The sequence below is a fragment of the Pseudarthrobacter sp. lyk4-40-TYG-27 genome (assembly GCF_030209295.1).
Lineage (GTDB): Bacteria > Actinomycetota > Actinomycetes > Actinomycetales > Micrococcaceae > Arthrobacter.
The window spans coordinates 269207-287022 of sequence record NZ_JARVSH010000007.1 but is presented as its reverse complement, the minus strand read 5'-3'; the positions used below and the strand labels follow the sequence as shown (position 1 = coordinate 287022).

Sequence of the window (17816 nt, the reverse complement as noted above, 5' to 3'; positions counted from 1 at the left end):
GGCGAATCGAGGTCTACAGTGGAGGCATGGCTCTCAGCCGCAATCCGCTCGATGACCTGCGTGAAACCATCGGCCACCTCGCCGATCAACTCAAGCTGCCCGGTTCGGAACGCGTCGACGACCTCGTCGGCGATCTTATGGGTGCCAGGCCCGGGCCGGCGCGGCCGCTGTCCGAGCTGCAAGCCGAGCTCGATGCGTTGGTGGGACTGGAGACCGTCAAGGAACAGGTGCGTGCCCTGGTCGCGCTGCTCCAGGTCCAGGCACGCCGCAAGGCGCACGGCCTGCCGGAAGTGGCCACCTCTCAGCACCTGGTGTTCCTCGGAAACCCGGGTACGGGCAAAACCACCGTGGCGCGGCTCCTGGCCGAGATGTACCGGGCGGTTGGCCTGCTGCAGAAGGGCCACCTGGTCGAGGTGGACCGTTCGGGCCTGGTGGGGCAATACGTCGGCCAGACCGCGATCAAGACGGACCGGGTGATCCGGCGCGCACTGGACGGCGTCCTGTTCATCGACGAGGCCTATGCGCTGGCCCCGGAGGACGGCCGGATGGACTTCGGCCCGGAAGCCATCGAGGTCCTGCTCAAACGCATGGAGGACCACCGCCACCGCCTGGTGGTGATCGTGGCCGGGTACCCGCGGCTGATGGAGGCTTTCCTGCTCTCCAACCCCGGACTCCGCTCCCGGTTCGCCCGCGAGATCACGTTCCCGGACTACTCCGTGGACGCACTCCTGGCCATCTTCAGCCAGATGCTGGCCCAGCACGAGTACATCCTGGAGCCGGACGCGGACCAGATGCTGCGCCGCATCTTCACCGGGCTCCACGCCGGCGAAGACTCCGGCAACGCACGGTTCGCCCGCACGCTGTTCGAGCAAGCGCTCAACAGGCAGGCGCTGCGGCTCTCCCTGGACGAGGACCAAAGCCTCGACGCGCTCGACCGGGAGGCCGTCATGACGCTCACCGCTGACGACCTCGTCCAGGCCGCGATGGCGTTGGGCGAGGAGCCGGAACCGGAACCGACGCCGCCACCCGAGCAGCCACGCTGGAAACGCTGGCTGTTGGCCTGACGCAGTTTCAGCCCCGCCTGGATCCCGGCCGCCCTGAATCCGCCAGCCCTCGAGATCGCCGGAGCGGTGCGTGCCCGCCGGAACGTTCCGGCGAGTTCGCACCGCTCCGGCGACCCGGACACCCCTCCGGCGATCTCGGCGCCGGCCGCAAAACTGCACATTTGTGCAAACGCCCCTGAGAGCCCGTCCACGCCGCGATAAGACCAAAAATAGCTACTAACCAGTAACAATACCTGTGCCGTGGGTCACATCAGGTGTACATGGCCGCGCTGCAGGAACGGGATTTTGGCCGCACATCCGTGCAGTTCCGCTGTGCCGGGAAGGCATCGCTGCAAGCATGGAAAACCTCAGCCGGGCCTCATGGGTCCCCCAAAACCGTGAGGCCCGGCGCCCCGCAGACAGACGAACAAAGAGGTTTCCATGTCCTTCCTAACCCGGGCCCTGTCCGTTGCAGCAGCCGCTGTCCTTGCCTCCTCCCTGGTGGCAGTCCCTGCCCAGGCCGTTGATGTCTCCCCGCCGGGCGCCAACGACTGGACCTGCAAGCCATCTGCAGAGCATCCCTATCCGGTCATCCTTGTTCCCGGCACGTTCGAGAGCATGGAGAAGAACTGGTCCACCATGTCGCCCTACCTCAAGAGCCAGGGCTACTGCGTCTTCGCCCTCAACTACGGCGCCACCAACGGTGTTTACGCCACCGCTCCAGTCAAGGATTCCGCCAAGGAACTCGCCCCGTTCGTGGACTCTGTCCGCTCCGCCACCGGCGCCAAGCAGGTGGACCTGGTGGGCCACAGCCAGGGCGGCATGATGCCCCGTTACTACATGGGGTTCCTCGGCGGCGCCAAGTACGTCCACCAGCTCGTCGGCATCGCCCCGTCCAACCACGGCACCAAAGGCGTGATCCTTCCGCCGCCGGACCTGGTTCCCACTCCTGACTACACGGCCGCCGGCTGCGCCGCCTGCGCCGACCAGCAGGCAGGCTCGCCGTTCATGCAGGAACTCAACTCCATCGGCGATACCGTGGCCGGTCCCGCCTACACGGTCATCTCCACCACCCACGACGAGGTGGTCATCCCGTACAACAGCCAGTACCTCAGCGGTTCGGCGCGGCAGGTCACCAACATCACCATCCAGGACAAGTGCCCGGCGGACGTCATCGAACACGACCAAACGCCCAATGATCCCGTGGTCCACCAGCTCGTGGGCAACGCCCTGGGCCAACCGTCCGGCCCCGCTGACCCGGCGTTCCAGCCCGTTTGCCTCTAACCCCTGAAGCAACGCCTGACCCCTGAAGCAATTGACGACGGCGGGCGGCCGGCACCCACGCCGGCCGCCCGCCGTCGTGCCCGGCAAAGAGGCCTAAAGCGTCGGGGGAATGGGCCGTCCCGGAAAGAGCGCGGCATACTGTTTCCGGTACATCCGCCGCCCAACCAGCTTGTAGGCAAGCCGGACGGGTGCGGGGATTTCCTTGAACAGTTCAACCTGGTCTTCCCGCGGATTCGTCGCAAGCACCATGCCGAGGTACCCCACCAGGAATTTCTTGTCGAGTTCCTGGATCCCGTGTTGCCCCACCGCGGCAGCTTCCTTCTCCGTCATCACCCTGTCCGCAACCGGCATCATCTCCGTGACCTCGCGGCGCAGATGTACATTGAGGACGCCGGACAGGTCTTCATAGCGGGCCGCGAGTTCCGCGCCGGACTCCTCATCCGCCGTCTGCATCCAGCGCAGCCGGACCGGCTCTATGGCCTGCAGCCTCTGCGTGACCTGCCTGTGCTGCTCGAGCATCTGCCCCACATGAAGTGCGCATGCCGGTGCCCGCTCCTTCAGTTGCGGGTACATCAGGAGGTCTTCGCCTTCGTGGTGGATATGCAGCACCTTGTCGAAGTTGCCCAGCACTTCGCCCACGTAGGCTGCCCGCGCAGTGTCGCCGGGGGCGGCGGAGCGCACCAGTCCCGGTGCCTCGCCGTAGGCCCAGAGGAAGAAGCGGTGGATGCGGCGCATGGCAGCGGTTCCGGTGCACAGCACCGGTCCGGGCGGCAGCGGAGCTGCGGTCTCACCGGGCTGCATGGTGAAGAAGTCGGTCATGAGCGTGGCCCTTTCCAGTCTCGCGAGACTAAGGACCTCTCCCCGCGAGCATCCTAGTCCTGCGCCCCGGCGCACACAATGCGCACCGCAACGGGCTCCAGGCGGCGACGGCGTAGTTTGGGACCCGTCAGGCCCGCGCCTGCAACCCGGGAACGCCGTCGCGGATTTCGAAGGAGGCTTTCGTGGACACCGGTGCGCCGGGCGTGGTCACGTGGTCCAACACCCGGAAGTCCGCGGTGATCGCGTCCCTGGTGATGCGGCTGGCCACGTAGCCGCGGTTGTCGTTGTAGAACTTCAGGTGCGGGTTCCAGGCCATGGTGGCATCCGTGGTGGAGCCGGTGCCGTCACCGGTGGAGGTGATCGAGGTGCACACCAGTTCCGAACCCACCACGGGGGAGGCGGGGTCCTTGTAGTCCACTTTGACGTCGTTGGCCCAGTTGCGGTGCACATCGCCCGTCAGCACCACGGCGTTGCGGACGTTCGCGTCCACCCACCCCTGGGTGATGCGGCGGCGGGAGGCGGCGTACCCGTCCCAGCCGTCCATGGAAACGTCGTCGATGTCCGGGGCCTTGTTCCGGTCGCGCTCCGCGAAGAAGACCTGCTGGCCCAGAATGTCCCAGCGCTGGGTGGAACTGCGGAACCCGTCCAGCAGCCACTTTTCCTGCTCGGCGCCGGTGATGGTCCGGTCCTCGGCAAGCCGTTCGGCCACATTCTTCTGCCAGCCGTCGCCTGCCAGCTGGTCGTCCCGGTACTGCCTGGTGTCCATCATGTGGAAGTTGGCGAGCTGGCCCCACTGGACCCTGCGGTAGATCTTCATATCCGGTCCGGCCGGCAGCGAGGACGGGCGCAGCGGCATGTTCTCGTAGTACGCCTGGAACGCGGCGGCGCGGCGCTGGCGGAAATGCTCCACGCTGTCATTGAGCTGGCCGGCGTCCTTGTTCTCCGGAACGTCGTCCGCCCAGTTGTTGTCCACCTCGTGGTCATCCCAGACCACCAGCCACGGCGCGGCGGCATGCGCAGCCTGGAGGTCGCCGTCGGCCTTGTACTGCGCGTGCCGCTGGCGGTAGCTTGCCAGCGAGACCGTCTCCGGGCCCTCGTGGTCGCGCGGGTTGCCGCCGCCGATCACGTAGCTGTCCTTTTTGTACTCGTACAGGTAGTCGCCCAGGTGCAGCACCAGGTCCGGGTGGTCCTCCGCCAGGCGCCGGTACGCGGTGAAGTAGCCGTGCTCGTACTGCGCGCAGCTGGCGAACGCCATGGCCAGCGCCGCGGGGGTCTCGTGCAGGGCCGGGCTGGTGAGGGTCCGTCCCACCGGGCTGACGTGCTTGCCGGTGCGGAACCGGTAGAAGTATTCGCGGCCCGGCTTCAGGCCCCGCAACTCCACGTGCACCGAGTGTGCGGTCTCGATCCTGGCCTGCTCCACGCCGCGGGCCACCACGCTGCGCATGCCTGCGTCCTCCGCAACTTCCCATTGCACGGCCACCGGCCGGGACGGCATGCCGCCCAGCCCGTCCTCCGCTACCGGGTTGACGGCCAGCCGGGTCCACAGGACGAAGCCGTCCGGCCAGGGCTCGCCCGACGCGATGCCGAGCATGAAGGGGTCGGTGCGGAGTCCGGCGTCGTCCGCGGTGGAAACGGCGACGGCGGCACCCGGCAATGCGGCGACCAGGCCGGCCCCGAGGCCGGCGGAGATAAGGGATCGGCGGGAAATGTTGTCCATGGCTCCCACCGTATTTCGAGCCCTTGTACAGGATTTTAGGAGCATATGAATGGCTGGTTAACGGCATGACAAGAAATGACAGCTAGTTCGGGCGGATCTCGGAAGGAGCCGCCGGACTTTAGTCCCTGTTCTGGAGTAACCCCCGGGAGTACCGTCGAAAGTGGATCCTGCGACTGCGGGAACCGCGTTAGTAGGGGGCATCATGGCCAAGGCCGGGCTTTCGGTTCTCAGTGTTTTGGGGCTTACCGCCTCGATCATGCTGACAGGGTGCTTTGGCCCGCCGGCCCCGTCCCCCAGCACCAGTTCCGCGGCACCAAGTACGACGACGGCCCCCACCCCGAGTGCCACGGCAAGCCCTTCCGCCGCGCCAACCTCCACAGCCGCCACCACAACGCCCGCCACGACGGCGGCCGCGCCGGGCACCACCGCCGCCGCGCCGCCGTCGTCCGCCCCTGCCAGCCCGACGGCTACGCAGGAACCCAGCCCAACCGGCCTCCCGGAGCAGGTGGGCCCGCTGACCATCTACTACGTGGCCGTCGATGACAACGGTGTGTCCGGTCCCAAGATCGGCTGCGGCGACAGCCTGGTGGCCACCACCACCGGGCCCGTCCGCTTCACGGACCAGGTGGGCCCCAGCGTTGGGACCCTGCTCGCGAACAAGAGCCGGGACGTGGGCATGTCCGGACTGATCAACGCGCTGTACCAGTCGAACCTGACGTACGTGGCCGGTGAGCTGGACGGCAGCACCATCACCATCTGGCTGACCGGGCAGTTCATGCTGGGCGGCGTGTGCGACATCCCGCGGGCGAAGGCCCAACTGGAGTACACCGCCATGGCCGCCTCCGGTGCCACCAGCGCGCAGGTGTTCGTCAACGGCCGCCCCATCGATGAGGTCCTCAGCCTTAAGTAGCACCGTCAGCCCCGACCGCTTAAAGGCACAGGAGCACGTGCAGCGCCACTGTCGGCCCGGCGTCGTACTCTTGGATCCATCCACTACCTAAGTGTGCGAACGGACCCAGATGCCAGAGCTGAACGTGCAGGAGCGGACATCCCTCCTGCTGCCCATTACCGAGGCAGCGGGCCTGACGACGGACCAGGCACTCGCACGGCTGGGATCCGGTCCGGGTGGGCTCACCGGTGAGGAAGCGGAACGGCGCCTGGCGGAGATCGGGCCCAACGCCGTCCGCACCCACCGGGCCAACGGGTGGGCCGTGCTGGGCCGCCAGTTCGCCAGCCCCATCCTGATCCTGCTGCTCATCACCGCCGGGCTGTCCCTCTTCCTGGGGGACGCCACCAACTCGATCGTCATCGGCGTGATCCTCCTGGTCAGCGTTGGCCTCGGATTCACCAACGAGTTCCGGGCCGAGCGCGCGTCCGAGGCCCTGCACGACCGCGTCACCCACCGTGCCGTGGTGCTCCGCGACGGAGCCACCACGGAAGTGGACGTCACCGCGCTGGTGCCCGGCGACGTCGTCCATCTCTCCCTGGGTGCCATCATCCCGGCGGACATCCGCCTCCTGGCCACCGGCAACCTCCTCTGCGACGAAAGCATCCTGACGGGGGAGTCCCTGCCCGCCGCCAAGGACCCCGCCGCCGTGCAGGCCGGCGCGGCGCTGGCGGACCTCTCTTCCTGCGCGTTCATGGGCACCGTCATCCAGTCCGGCAACTGCACCGGCGTGGTGGTGGCCACCGGCGGCCGGGCCGAATTCGGCCGGATCGCCCTGGGCCTGGGCGAACGGCAGCCGCAAACTGAATTCCAGCTGGGCCTCAAACGGTTCTCCTTCCTGCTGCTCCAGGTGGCCATCGGACTCACCACGCTCATCTTCATCGCCAACCTGCTGCTGCAGCGGCCGCTGATCGAATCGCTGCTGTTCTCCCTGGCCATCGCGGTGGGCATCACTCCGCAGCTGCTCCCCGCCGTCGTCAGTACCTCCCTGGCCACCGGAACCCGCCAGCTCGCGAAGCGGAAGGTCCTGGTCAAGCGGCTGGTGTGCATCGAGGACCTGGGGGACATGGACATCCTGGTCACGGACAAAACCGGCACCCTCACCGAAGGGAAGATCAGCTTCACCGCTGCCCTCCCCGCCACGGCGGAGCTGCCCGGCGACGCCCTGCTCACCCTGGGCCTGCTGGCCACCGAGGCGGACTACACCGACGCGAAGCTCACCTCCGCCGGGCAAAACCCGCTGGACGCCGCCCTCTGGGACAGCCCGGGCGCCTCCGGGTTCGACCCCGGCCGTTACGAGCGGCTGGACATGATCGGCTTCGACCACCAGCGCCGCCGCACCACCGTGCTGGTGCGGGAAGCCGGCGGCCCGCCGCAACTGGTCACCAAGGGCGCCCCCGAGGACGTCCTCGCCCTGTGCGGCCCGGTCGCCCCGGCCGTGCAGGCCCTGCTGGATGAACAGTTCGACGCCGGATCCAGGGTGGTGGCCGTCGCCACCCGCCCGGCCGACGGACCGGGCACGCTGACCGCGGCCGATGAACGCGGCCTCACCCTGGCGGGTTTCCTGGTATTCCTGGACCGGCCCAAGGCCAATGCCCGGCAATCGCTGGACCGGCTGGAGGAACTGGGCATCTCGGTCAAGATCGCCACGGGTGACAACGCCAAGGTGGCCGAGAAAGTCTGCGCCGACCTGGACGTCATCTCGGGTGGCACACTCACCGGGGCGGATATCGACGCCCTGTCCGACGCCGACCTTGCCGCCTCCGCCCGCACAGCCACCATCTTCGCCCGGGTATCGCCCGAACAAAAAGCCCGCATCATCGCCTTGCTGCGCCAAAGCGGCGGCTCCATCGGGTTCATGGGCGACGGCGTCAACGACGCCCTCGCCCTGCACAAGGCGGACATCGGCATCTCCGTGGACAGTGCCACGGACGTCGCCAAGGACGCCGCCGACGTCGTCCTCCTCGACAAGGACCTCGGCGTCCTGGCCGAAGGGGTGATGGAGGGACGGCGGATCTTTGCGAACACCATCAAGTACGTCCTGATGGGCACCTCCAGCAACTTCGGAAACATGTTCAGCGCCGCCGTGGCGTCCGTGGTGCTGAGCTTCCTGCCCATGCTCCCCGGCCAGATCCTGCTCAACAACCTGCTGTATGACAGCGGCCAGCTGGCCATCCCGGGCGACCGCGTGGACAAGGAACAGCTCCGCGCCCCCTCGCACTGGAACATCGCCTTCATCCGCAGGTTCATGTTCCTCTTCGGGCCCATCAGTTCGCTGTTCGACTTCGCCACGTTTGCCCTGATGCTGTTCGTGTTCGATGCCGTACCGGGGGAGTTCCGGGCCGGCTGGTTCATCGAGTCCATCGCCACCCAGACCCTGATCATCTTCGCCATCCGCACCCGGCGCGTTCCGTTCGTGCGGAGCCGGCCGTCCGCCGGGCTGATCACGGCGTCCTTGGGTGTGGTGGCGCTGGGCATCCTCCTGCCACTGTCTCCGCTGCAGGGCGTGCTCGGCTTTGACCCCCTTCCCGTCCCGTTCTTCCTTGCGCTGCTGGGCATGATCGTGCTGTACCTGGTGCTGGTGGAGATCGCCAAGGCGTGGTTCTTCGCCCGCGCCGCCCAGCAGGTGCCAACTGTCCCGGTCCGGCGCCGGGCGGACACCCACCACATCGCCCGCCGCGCCTTCCGCTTCAGCATCCCCGTCAAAATGCCCCCCTTCACTCCGAGTCCTGGGGGACTCCGGCGTCCCGGGAAGCGGCGGACGGAGCGGATCCGATCCGCCTCGCCAGAACAGGGAACGATGCGGCGCTCCGGGGGCTAACATGGCTGGAAGAGGGATTTTAGGCTGTCTCATATGGATTCAGGCGATGAAGCCCGCCATGGATCATGCTGATCATTTGACCGAGGTGTCTCACAGTGTGGCGTGAACCTATCAGGCGACGGACCCGCGAACTTCTCCGCGAGTTCGTGGACAGGGCGGACGAGCTGGTACGGACGCAGGAGCATGTCGAGGGGCTGCTGGGGGCCGTGGTGTCCCTTGCGGAGGACCTCAGCCTCGAAGCGGTCCTTGACCGGGTAGTGCAGTCGGCGTGCGAACTCGTCGGCGCGCGGTACGGGGCGCTGGGCGTCATCGGCGACGACCAGCAGCTCAGCCACTTCATCACCGTCGGCATTGACGACGACGGCATCCGCGTCATTGGTGAGCTCCCCACCGGCCACGGGGTCCTTGGGCAGCTGATCCGCGAACCGAAGCCTTTGCGGCTCCATGACCTGGGCGAGCATCCGATGGCTGTTGGCTTCCCGGCCAACCACCCGCCCATGAAGACCTTCCTGGGTGTCCCGGTCCGGGTGCGGGACACCGTCTTTGGGAATCTGTACCTGACCGAGAAGATCGACGGCCAGGATTTCACTGCCGAGGATGAAGACCTGGCAGTCGCGCTCGCCTCTGCGGCAGGTGTGGCGATCCAGAATGCGCGGTTGTACGAGGACAGCAGCAGCCGCCAACGGTGGCTCGAAGCAGGGATCGAGGTCAGCGACCGGTTAAAGGCCAACCCGCGCTCCGACACCGAGAATTTGGAGATGATCGCGGAAGCGTCAATGCACGCCTCCGCCTCCGCATTGGCCCTTATTGCATCGGTTTCGGGGGACGGAAGCCTCAGATGCCGGACCTCCCTGGGGGTGCAATCGATACCCGCAGGGCAGGAACTCCCGCCCGCAGCAGTCTTCAGCCAGGTCCTCTCGTCCAGGCAGTCGAAGTCCTTCACCGATCCCCGGAAGGTATTCGACCCGGAATCGGCAGAAAAACTCGGCCCTGTCCTGGTGGCGGCCCTGGGCAGCGACACGGACGGCCAGCGTGACACGGTGCTCATCCTGGCCAGGGCTGCCGGCGGAGCACGCTACACAGACCTGGATCTTGAACAAAGCGCAGTGTTCGCTTCCCGGATCGGGCTGACGCTTGAACTGTTGAAGGCCAATCAGCTGCGGGAAGAACACGCATTGTTCATCGACCGTGAGCGGATTGCGGCGGACCTGCACGACCTCGTCATCCAGCGGCTGTTCGCGGCCGGACTCAGCATCCAAAGCCTGCGCCGCTACACCTCTGACCCGGATGCCCATGAACGCCGTATTGCCGGCATCACCGCAGAGCTTGACGACTGCATCCACCAGCTCCGCGACACCATTTACTCGCTCCAGGCCAGGCAACCCGACCGGGAACTGCTCAGCGGGCGGGTCCTGCGCGCCGTCCTGGAAGCCGCCAACGCCGCCGGATTCCTGCCGAGAGTCCAGCTCTCCGGACCCATCGACCTGGTGGGGGATGAGGTTGCCGAGCAGCTCCTGCCGGTGCTGACCGAAAGCGTCAGCAACGCGGTGCGCCATTCCGGCTCCGAGGATATCCATGTGCTGCTGGCCGCGCAGGACGGCGAAGTCGTCCTCACCGTGCGCGACCATGGGAACGGGTTCGACCATCCTGTGAGGGTCAGCGGGTTGGAGAACATGAAGACCCGTGCCTCACGCCTTGGCGGGACCTGCATCGTTGACAGCGCCCCGGGGAAGGGCACCAGCGTGGTCTGGACGGTGCCCGTGGTGGTGTGACGGTCACCGTTTGCGGACGTCAGGACACCACCTCCCAGGCCCTGGGGATAGGGGCCGGGATCAATGGGCTCCGGCGCCGGAAACCCAGCTTCTGCAGGACAGAGGACACGCTGCCGATGACGGCATCGTCGGGCAGCCGCAGCTCTTGCCCGATCTGCCCATTGGTCAACCCCCGCGCCATGAAGGCGAGCACGTTCCGTTCCACGTCAGTGAGACTCTTCAGCCACGATGCGTGGGACGCGGCGTACAGGCTTTCGGCTACCCTCTCCCTGATATCGGTGGTGAACAAGGTGTCGCCTTCGGTGGCCCGCCGGATGCGGCTCAGCAGTTCCTTGTGGTCCTTTACCTGTTTGAGGAGGTACCCGGAGGCGCCTGCCAGAACCGTGGCGCGCGCCGCATGCTGTTCGTCCCAGCCGGTCAGGATCAGGGATTTCACATCCGGGGCCGTGGCGCGGAGGTCCCGGCAGACCTCTATCCCGGTACCGTCCGGCAGCCGGTCGTCCAAGACAGCCAGGTCCGGGCTCAGGCTGGGGATGAGGCGGCATGCCTCCGCCGCCGAACCACTTTCTCCGGCCACGGCGAAGCCATCGTTTTCGAGCAGGTCCCGAAGGCCCCGCCGCACCGGTTCGTGGTCGTTGAGGATGAAGATCCGGGCGGACCCGGGGGACCGGAACACATCCCGGGGTGCTGCGGGTGTTTCCATCTGTATGCTCTCGTCGGCTCGTGGCCCTTCCCGGCCGCCGGTTTGACTCAGCCGCCCCTGGTGGAAGGAACCTCAATTATCATCCCGCAGCATCGTCCCCAGCTGGCAGGGTCCAAAGTCCATAGCCGGTTTCTTCACCGATCAAGAGGGCGGCAAGCGGGGGCTTTGTGCCCTGTTTCGGCCTATGCGGCCGCCCTAGCCTGAGATGAGCAGGGCGGTGCCGCGCCGCCTGCCTGATCCGGGAGGCGCACGGTGAAATCGACAAATGCAAGCATCATCGCAGGCATCGTCCTCATCGCGTTGGGTGGGTTGCTGCTGCTGGACCGGCTTGGCGTCACGGACAGCGGGGCCTTTGTGGCACCACTGATATTCGCGGCGGTGGGGGTCCTGTTCGCTTCCCTGTTCGTGCGACGCCGGGAAAACTGGTGGGCGGCCATCCCGGGCTCGGTCTTCCTTGGGCTGGCGGCCGTCATCGTCGCGACCCAACTGACGGACGGTGCCTGGGGCGCGGCCTTCCTGTTCGTCTTCATGGGCGGTGGATTCGCGGCCGTTTACCTGCGGGAGCGCGCCAACTGGTGGGCCCTGATCCCGTCCGGAGTCATGTTCACCCTGGCGGCCATCGTGGCCCTTCCGCAGGCGATGCAGGGCACCCCCACCGCCGCCGTGCTCTTCCTCGGCCTGGCAGCCACGTTTGGCGTGCTGTCCCTGGTTCCGGTCCATGCAGCGGGCCCTGCCGGCAACCAGGCGGAACGGATGAAGTGGCCGCTGGTCCCGGCCGGAATCCTCGCGGCCATGGGCGCAATCTTCATCCTCCAGTCCGCGGCGGTGCTCATCCCGTTGGACTTCGCGTTCCCGGCGGTCATGATCCTGGCAGGGCTCGCCTTGATGGTCTACGCCTACCTCGCCCACCGCGACGGACGGCAGAAGGCGCACGGTCCCGGCCCCACGGCAGGATAAGGCTCAGCCGGCCGCTCCATCCGGAGCGGTGGCCAGTTCAAGCAAGGTCGTGGATCCGGTCAGCCCCGCGCTGCCAAGTGTTCAGTCACGTATTCGGCGTCCGGGCCCACCCCCACCAACGTGGCGGAAATATGCCGGGTAAGCCAGGGAAGCCCGACGGCGTACAGGCCCGGGTGCTCCGTCACGCCTTTGCTGTGGCGCGGGTAGTTCCACTCGTCCACGAGCGGAAGGTCCAGCATGCTGAAGTCCAGCCCATACCCGGTGGACCAGATGATGGAGGTAATTCCTTCCTCCCGGAGGTCCAGCCGGGAACCCGGCCCGTCCGGCCGCCAGCTGTCCGGTTCCGCCGGCTCGGCCTTGGGGGCGTCGATCCCCGCGGCGTCGATGTAGGCGTCAAAGAGCTTCTTGAACCGCTGGCCGAACCCCGCCTCCGCGGCAGCCAGGCGCTGGGCGAGGTCGTCAGTGAAGACGGGCACACCGTCGTCGACCCCCTCAAACCGGCCGTGCAGCCGGACCCCGCGCCGGCCCAGTCCGCGCAGCCGGACGCTGTGCCCGCCCCCGGTGCCGGACAGCAGCGGGTTGCACAGGAACCGCCCGGCGGGGGAGGGCAACTGGTCCACCAGCAGCGCGTTGATGCCGAAGTCGGGGCCATGGACGTTTACCTCCCAGATCCAGTGGAAGATGTCCTGGCCGCGGTAACGGCGCGGTGCCTCCGGGCAGGACGACACGGACAGGTGCACGGTCCGGCCGGCGTCGAGCAGGTCCTCCGTGATCTGGCCGCCGGACTGCCCCGTCCCCACCACCAGGACGGCCCCGGGCGGCAGTTGGTCCGGGTTGCGGTAGTCATGGCTGTGCAGTTGCAGGACCTCCGGGGAGATGCCGACGGCGGCGGCAGGGATCCGCGGGCGCTGGAACGCGCCGCTGGCGAGCACCACATTCCGGGCCGTCCAGGTGCCCTGGCTTGTCAGGACGTCGAAGCCGCCTTCCGTCGGGGTGATCCGGGTAACCCCGGTGTCCAGTTCCACCGGGGCCTGGATGTCCCTGGCGTAGCCGCGGAAGAACCCGATGGTGGCGTCCTTGGTCAGGAACCCGTCCGGGTCAGGCCCTGCATAGGGGGACCCCGGCAGGGCGACGGAGAAGTTCGGCGTGTTCAGGTAGAAGGAATCCCACCGGTCCTGCCAGGCGCCGCCGAGGGCGGGCCGCTGTTCCAGGATGCGGTGTTCCACGCCGCGCTGCGCCAGCCAGTAGCTGGTAGCCAGGCCCGCCTGGCCCGCACCCACCACCAAGGTGTTGGTGTCCTGCCGGGGAACTGCGGAGGCGGACACGGCTACCGCGCCGCTGTCCCGCGGCCGCTGGTCCGGGGCGTCCGGGTTTTGGGTTCCTTAGGCGGCAGGGTGGCCACGTAGTCCAGGGCTTTCCCGGCCCAGGCACGCGCCCGCGTGTCGTCGCCGTCGCCCTCTTCGTTCCAGACTTCAGGCAGCCCGGTGTAGCCGCCCATGGGCCGCTCCGCGGGCCCGAACGGAACTGTCCGCTCGGAGGACTCCAACAGTTCCTTGTCCTCGCGGGAGAGCTTCAGCCCGATGGTGGAGCCGAACAAGCCCGCAAACATGTTGCCGTTGACGAACGCGCCAAGGTTGCCGAACATCGGCTTCACCACCACGCCCGGATGGTCCGGCACAAGGCGCCGGAAGCGTTCCTTTTCTTCCTCCGTCGCTTTGGGCATTTCCATGGCGTGATCTCCCGGTGGCAGCGTGGTTGTCCGCGGATATGGATGCAGGATATGCCTGTTTGGAACACTGGTCGAGGGGCGGCTGCCCTCCGTTTCGGCGGCCCATTCGTCGGGGGACACTCCGGCAAGAGTCCGGTCCCGGATGACGGCGCACGGCGGTGACCCCGGCTTAATTAGGCGTGGGCCGAATCTCCTGTAGTGTTGAACCTGTTGTTGTGTTTATGCAGTTGGTAGTTCAGGCAGTACGCGCGGTCGAAAGTCCGTGTTCTTCTGAAGTAGCGGTTTTTGAACACCCCACACCGGAGGGCCCGAAAGTCGGGATTTTCCCTCCACCTTCACGAAGGACAAAAATAATGGCTACTGGTACCGTCAAATGGTTTAACGCTGAAAAGGGCTTCGGCTTCATCTCCCCGGACGACTCCTCGCAGGATGTTTTCGCGCACTACTCCGCGATCAACTCCAACGGCTTCCGCTCCCTCGAAGAGAACCAGAAGGTTTCCTTCGACACCGAGCAGGGCCCCAAGGGTCCCCAGGCCACCAACATCCAGGCTCTCTAATTTCTTAGGGTTCCGGGACCGTTAGGTTTCCAAGCAGGGCTTGCCGTCACCGGCAAGCCCTGCTTTGTGTTAACCCGGGTGTGCGAACTCCCGGTGCCTTCTGCGGCTCACCGGCCGCCAGTGCGGTCCGGGACGCCCCGCCGTCAGTGCCGCCCAGGCTGGCGGATGCGCCCGGTCCGCCGTTCCGTGGCCGGGCAGCGGTGGGCTATCCGAGTTCGGCGAGGACCGCGGCGATCCTGCGGGAGCGCGTTTCCTCGGTGCGCGCGCCGGTCACCGCGAGCACATGGCGCCGCTGGTTGCTGTAGGAGAGGGACTGGAAGCGTTCCGCCGCGGCTGTATCCGCAGCGAGGGCGGCGGCAAGGTCCTTAGGAACATCCACCGAGCGCGGCTTGTCGTCCGCAGAGAGCTCCACTGTGACTTCATCGCCGGCCTTGATGCCGGCGAGCTTGCGGATCTCCGAGCTCACCGGGACCTTGGGCTCGCCCTTCATGGTGGCCACCGTGCTCGGGTAAGTAACCCCGTTGATCGTGACCTGGACAGGGAAACGCTTGCCTCCGCCGAGGGCGGCGACGACGTCGTCGGGGACGCGGATTCCGGTTGCGGTGGCGCCGTCGAGCTGGAGGATGGTCGTGAACTTCATGGCTGGCTCCTGTCAGGCTTGCGGGCAGGGAATGCTGCTGGAACCAAGTTCAGCATGGAGCACGCCGCCATGGCCATCAATATCCACGCTTTTCAAGAATTGGGAGCCGCCGGGCCGGCACCCGGCCATGCGGCTTACGGTGCTCCCCCGCGACGCGACGATTCCCGTGGACCTGCCGGGTAGCCGCCCTTGCCGCTGGCTGCAATGATGGCCAGGGCCGCGGCCACCGGGATGGCGGCGGCGTACGGCACCAGGCCGGCACCGAACGCAGTGAACGCAAGGCCGCCGTAGGAGGCGCCGACGGCGATGCCCAGTTGGATGGTGACCACCGTCAGGCTGTTGGCGGCGTCCCGGTGCTCGCCTCCCGCGCGGAGGATCGCTGCCTGGTTGTAGATGCCGATGGCGCCAAACGCTATTCCCCACAGTGACAGCAGGACCATGGCTCCGGGCCAGGTGGCGCCCAGCAACGGGAGCAGGCCGAAGACCGCCAGCAGTCCGGCCACCGTCACGAGAAGGGAGCGCCGTGGCCTGGAATCGGTGGTGACGCCCGCGATCCAGATTCCCACCAGGCTGGCCACTCCGATGACGGACAGCGAAATGCTGACCGCGCCGGCCGGCAGTCCGGAGGCCAGCAGGAACGGCGCGATGTAGGTGAACAGCGTGAAGTGCGCCAGGACCAGGAGCGGCCATGCAACGGCAACAGCAATCACTCCGCGCACGGCAAGGGCCGCACGCAGCGACGGCCGTGCTTCCCGCCCGGAATCCGTGGCCGCCGGCAGCAGGTACAGGGCGAGCAACGCGAGGAGTGCCGCGACTCCGGCCAAGGCCAGGAATGAGCTGCGCCATGACAGCACGGCACCCATCATGGTGCCCAGCGGCGCACCGACGGCCAAGGCAATGCTGTTGCCGCTGAACACGATGGCCATGGCCTTGCCCACGGAATGCGCCGGCACGATTCTCGATACGTAGGGCGCCATGCTGGACCACAGGAGCCCGTGGGCCACTCCGCCCAGGAGCCTGGCAGCAATGGCCAGCGGCAGCGTGGGGCTGGCCGCGAGCAGCACGTTGCTCAGGCCAAACGCAAGGATCGTGGCGATCAGCAGCGTCTTCCGGGGGACGCCACCGGCGAGCAGCCGCGAGAGCGGGAGCGCCGTGAACACGATGACGGCAGCGTAAACCGCTGTCAGTGCGCCCACAGCTGATTCCTGGACGCCAAGGTCACGGCTGATTTCCGGCAAGAGGCCCGAGGGCAGCAGCTCGGTGGTGACCGCGGTGAAGCCTGCCGCGGACAGGACAAGAAGCCCCGCGCGGGGGATCCTCGCGGGGCGCCCCGGAACGGGGACAGCCGCCGGCCCGCTGGTTGGTTCCGATGCCGGGCCGCCGGACGATTCGGTCTGCAACTCGTTGTCTTCCTTGGGGACTGCCACGCCTACAACCCAACCAGCTAATGCGGCAGCGATGGGAGTCCCTGCTGGAACCCCCATCCGCCGAAGGTTTTCCTTCTCGACAAAGTTCGGTTGAAGGAGCAATCTAAAAGGTGCGGGCCTCTTCCGCGTGGCAAGCCACGGCGGCGGCGCGTGGACAAACCATATTCAACCTCTGCGACACCAGTTGGGGTGGTGCATGTCCGGCGTGTTGATGCGCCGGAACCGGGTCCCGTGCTCCCCAGCCCGGGCGTCCGGCACCTTTTACTCCGAAATCAGTGGCCTGTTTGGCCCGTGGGTTGAGTTGAACCGGCCACCGCTGCATCGGCTTTTCGGCCGAATACCGTTCAAGAGAGCGTTGCCATGAAGCAAAACCGGGGAAACACCACAAGATTCAACAAACTCGCACTTATTGTCGCCTTCGCCGTTGCGCTGCTGGCCTCACTGGCCGCTGCCGGTCCGGCATCGGCCAGCGGCTGGGGCCATCGGACCTGGCAGGTCCAAGTGGGCTCCGAGTCCCGTGACCAGGAAATCCAGGGAATGTCCTTCCTCCCTTCGGAGATCTTCATCAATGAGCATGACACCATCGACTGGGCGGCAAACGCCGCCGAGATCCACACGGTGACATTCCTGGCGGCCGGCCAGTCGCTGCAGCCGTTCAATCCGTTCAACGAGGATGAACTTCTCAAGCGCGGAGGGGACAGCTACGACGGGCACTCGTACTACAACTCAGGCCTCCTTTCGAACGTGGAGGTGCCGGGGTTCCCTGTCACGACGAGCTACAGCCTGACCTTCCCGCGGGAGGGCGACTTCACCTACTACTGCCTGGTCCACGGCGAGATGATGAAGGGGACCGTCCACGTCCGCGAGCAGGGCACGGACTACCCTTATAGCCAAGCGGACTACAACAAGGCATCACGGGCCCAGGCGCGGGCCATCCTCCGGGACGGGCACCAGCTTGACGCCTCGCTGGCCGAACAAGCCAGCAACCACAGGGTCCTGGCAGGCGGTGACGACGGCGTTGCAATGGTCATGCGCTTCGTCCGGCCCAGCGTGACGGTGCATGTCGGCGAAACAGTGGTGTTCGCCAACACCGGCATGGGAGCACCCCACACGGTCACCTTCGGCACCGAACCGGCGAATGTCTTTGCGCCGTCGGGTACGCCGTCCAACTTCACCGGTGGCGACCTCAACTCCGGCATCATTCCGCCGGGCGGGGAGTTCTCGGTGACCTTCAAGACGGCAGGCACGTTCAAGTACATCTGCGCACTCCATGACTTCATGGGCATGGTGGGCCAGGTGCGGGTGGTCGACTGACACCATTGACTGACACCAACTGACGGATGCGCTGGCCCGGCCGAAGCGGAGGCTTCGGCCGGGCCAGCCGTGTTTCAGGCCGTTTGG

Annotated in this window: 15 protein-coding genes; 8 read left to right on the top strand and 7 right to left on the bottom strand. The window is 66.8% G+C overall.

Annotated features, from left to right (window positions below):
* Positions 1 to 26 precede the first annotated feature (26 nt).
* Positions 27 to 1064: an AAA family ATPase gene (locus QRM96_RS15430; RefSeq protein ID WP_285320155.1), complete on the top strand. Its 1038-nt coding sequence runs from the start codon at positions 27 to 29 to the stop codon at positions 1062 to 1064.
* 420 nt (positions 1065 to 1484) lie between these two features.
* Complete coding sequence (locus QRM96_RS15425) at positions 1485 to 2327, top strand: esterase/lipase family protein (protein WP_285249239.1); 843 nt, start codon at positions 1485 to 1487, stop codon at positions 2325 to 2327.
* A gap of 93 nt (positions 2328 to 2420) precedes the next feature.
* Here QRM96_RS15425 and QRM96_RS15420 read toward each other — a convergent pair whose 3' ends face one another.
* Complete coding sequence (locus QRM96_RS15420) at positions 2421 to 3146, bottom strand: hemerythrin domain-containing protein (RefSeq protein WP_133832062.1); 726 nt, start codon at positions 3144 to 3146, stop codon at positions 2421 to 2423.
* A 127-nt stretch (positions 3147 to 3273) separates the two neighbouring features.
* Positions 3274 to 4863 (bottom strand): alkaline phosphatase D family protein, encoded by a 1590-nt coding sequence (locus QRM96_RS15415; RefSeq protein WP_285320154.1) that lies wholly within the window; start codon positions 4861 to 4863, stop codon positions 3274 to 3276.
* A gap of 202 nt (positions 4864 to 5065) precedes the next feature.
* Here QRM96_RS15415 and QRM96_RS15410 point away from each other — a divergent pair, with 202 nt between their 5' ends.
* The 3 genes from QRM96_RS15410 (at position 5066) to QRM96_RS15400 (ending at position 10402) form a co-directional block, all read left to right on the top strand.
* A complete protein-coding gene (locus QRM96_RS15410) occupies positions 5066 to 5773 on the top strand; it encodes a hypothetical protein (protein ID WP_285320153.1) in 708 nt (235 codons plus the stop codon).
* Between the two features lie 109 nt (positions 5774 to 5882).
* Positions 5883 to 8630, top strand: coding sequence for a magnesium-translocating P-type ATPase (gene mgtA / locus QRM96_RS15405; RefSeq protein WP_285320152.1), 2748 nt, complete (start codon positions 5883 to 5885; stop codon positions 8628 to 8630).
* A gap of 95 nt (positions 8631 to 8725) precedes the next feature.
* Positions 8726 to 10402, top strand: a complete 1677-nt coding sequence (locus tag QRM96_RS15400) for a GAF domain-containing sensor histidine kinase (RefSeq protein WP_285320151.1) — start codon at positions 8726 to 8728, stop codon at positions 10400 to 10402.
* Between the two features lie 19 nt (positions 10403 to 10421).
* On the opposite strand, the gene QRM96_RS15395 is transcribed toward QRM96_RS15400, so the two are convergent.
* Positions 10422 to 11105 carry a response regulator gene (locus QRM96_RS15395; RefSeq protein WP_285320150.1) on the bottom strand — a complete coding sequence of 228 codons (684 nt, stop codon included), beginning with the start codon at positions 11103 to 11105 and terminating at the stop codon, positions 10422 to 10424.
* Positions 11106 to 11357: 252 nt separating this feature from the next.
* Here QRM96_RS15395 and QRM96_RS15390 point away from each other — a divergent pair, with 252 nt between their 5' ends.
* Entirely contained in the window at positions 11358 to 12062 is a 705-nt protein-coding gene (locus QRM96_RS15390) for a hypothetical protein (protein ID WP_285320149.1), read from the top strand.
* A gap of 59 nt (positions 12063 to 12121) precedes the next feature.
* On the opposite strand, the gene QRM96_RS15385 is transcribed toward QRM96_RS15390, so the two are convergent.
* Together QRM96_RS15385 and QRM96_RS15380 are read right to left on the bottom strand one after the other, a co-directional pair.
* On the bottom strand, positions 12122 to 13387 hold the full coding sequence (locus QRM96_RS15385; RefSeq protein ID WP_285320148.1) for a flavin-containing monooxygenase: 1266 nt from the start codon (positions 13385 to 13387) through the stop codon (positions 12122 to 12124).
* A gap of 2 nt (positions 13388 to 13389) precedes the next feature.
* Entirely contained in the window at positions 13390 to 13791 is a 402-nt protein-coding gene (locus tag QRM96_RS15380; RefSeq protein ID WP_285320147.1) for a TfoX/Sxy family protein, read from the bottom strand.
* A gap of 353 nt (positions 13792 to 14144) precedes the next feature.
* Here QRM96_RS15380 and QRM96_RS15375 point away from each other — a divergent pair, with 353 nt between their 5' ends.
* Positions 14145 to 14348, top strand: a complete 204-nt coding sequence (locus QRM96_RS15375) for a cold-shock protein (RefSeq protein WP_009372930.1) — start codon at positions 14145 to 14147, stop codon at positions 14346 to 14348.
* A 205-nt stretch (positions 14349 to 14553) separates the two neighbouring features.
* Here QRM96_RS15375 and QRM96_RS15370 read toward each other — a convergent pair whose 3' ends face one another.
* Complete coding sequence (locus QRM96_RS15370) at positions 14554 to 14988, bottom strand: YdeI/OmpD-associated family protein (protein WP_285320146.1); 435 nt, start codon at positions 14986 to 14988, stop codon at positions 14554 to 14556.
* 134 nt (positions 14989 to 15122) lie between these two features.
* On the bottom strand, positions 15123 to 16388 hold the full coding sequence (locus QRM96_RS15365) for an MFS transporter (protein ID WP_285320192.1): 1266 nt from the start codon (positions 16386 to 16388) through the stop codon (positions 15123 to 15125).
* 387 nt (positions 16389 to 16775) lie between these two features.
* On the opposite strand from QRM96_RS15365, the gene QRM96_RS15360 reads away from it, so the two are divergent.
* A complete protein-coding gene (locus QRM96_RS15360) occupies positions 16776 to 17729 on the top strand; it encodes a plastocyanin/azurin family copper-binding protein (RefSeq protein WP_018761997.1) in 954 nt (317 codons plus the stop codon).
* Positions 17730 to 17816: the final 87 nt, after the last annotated feature.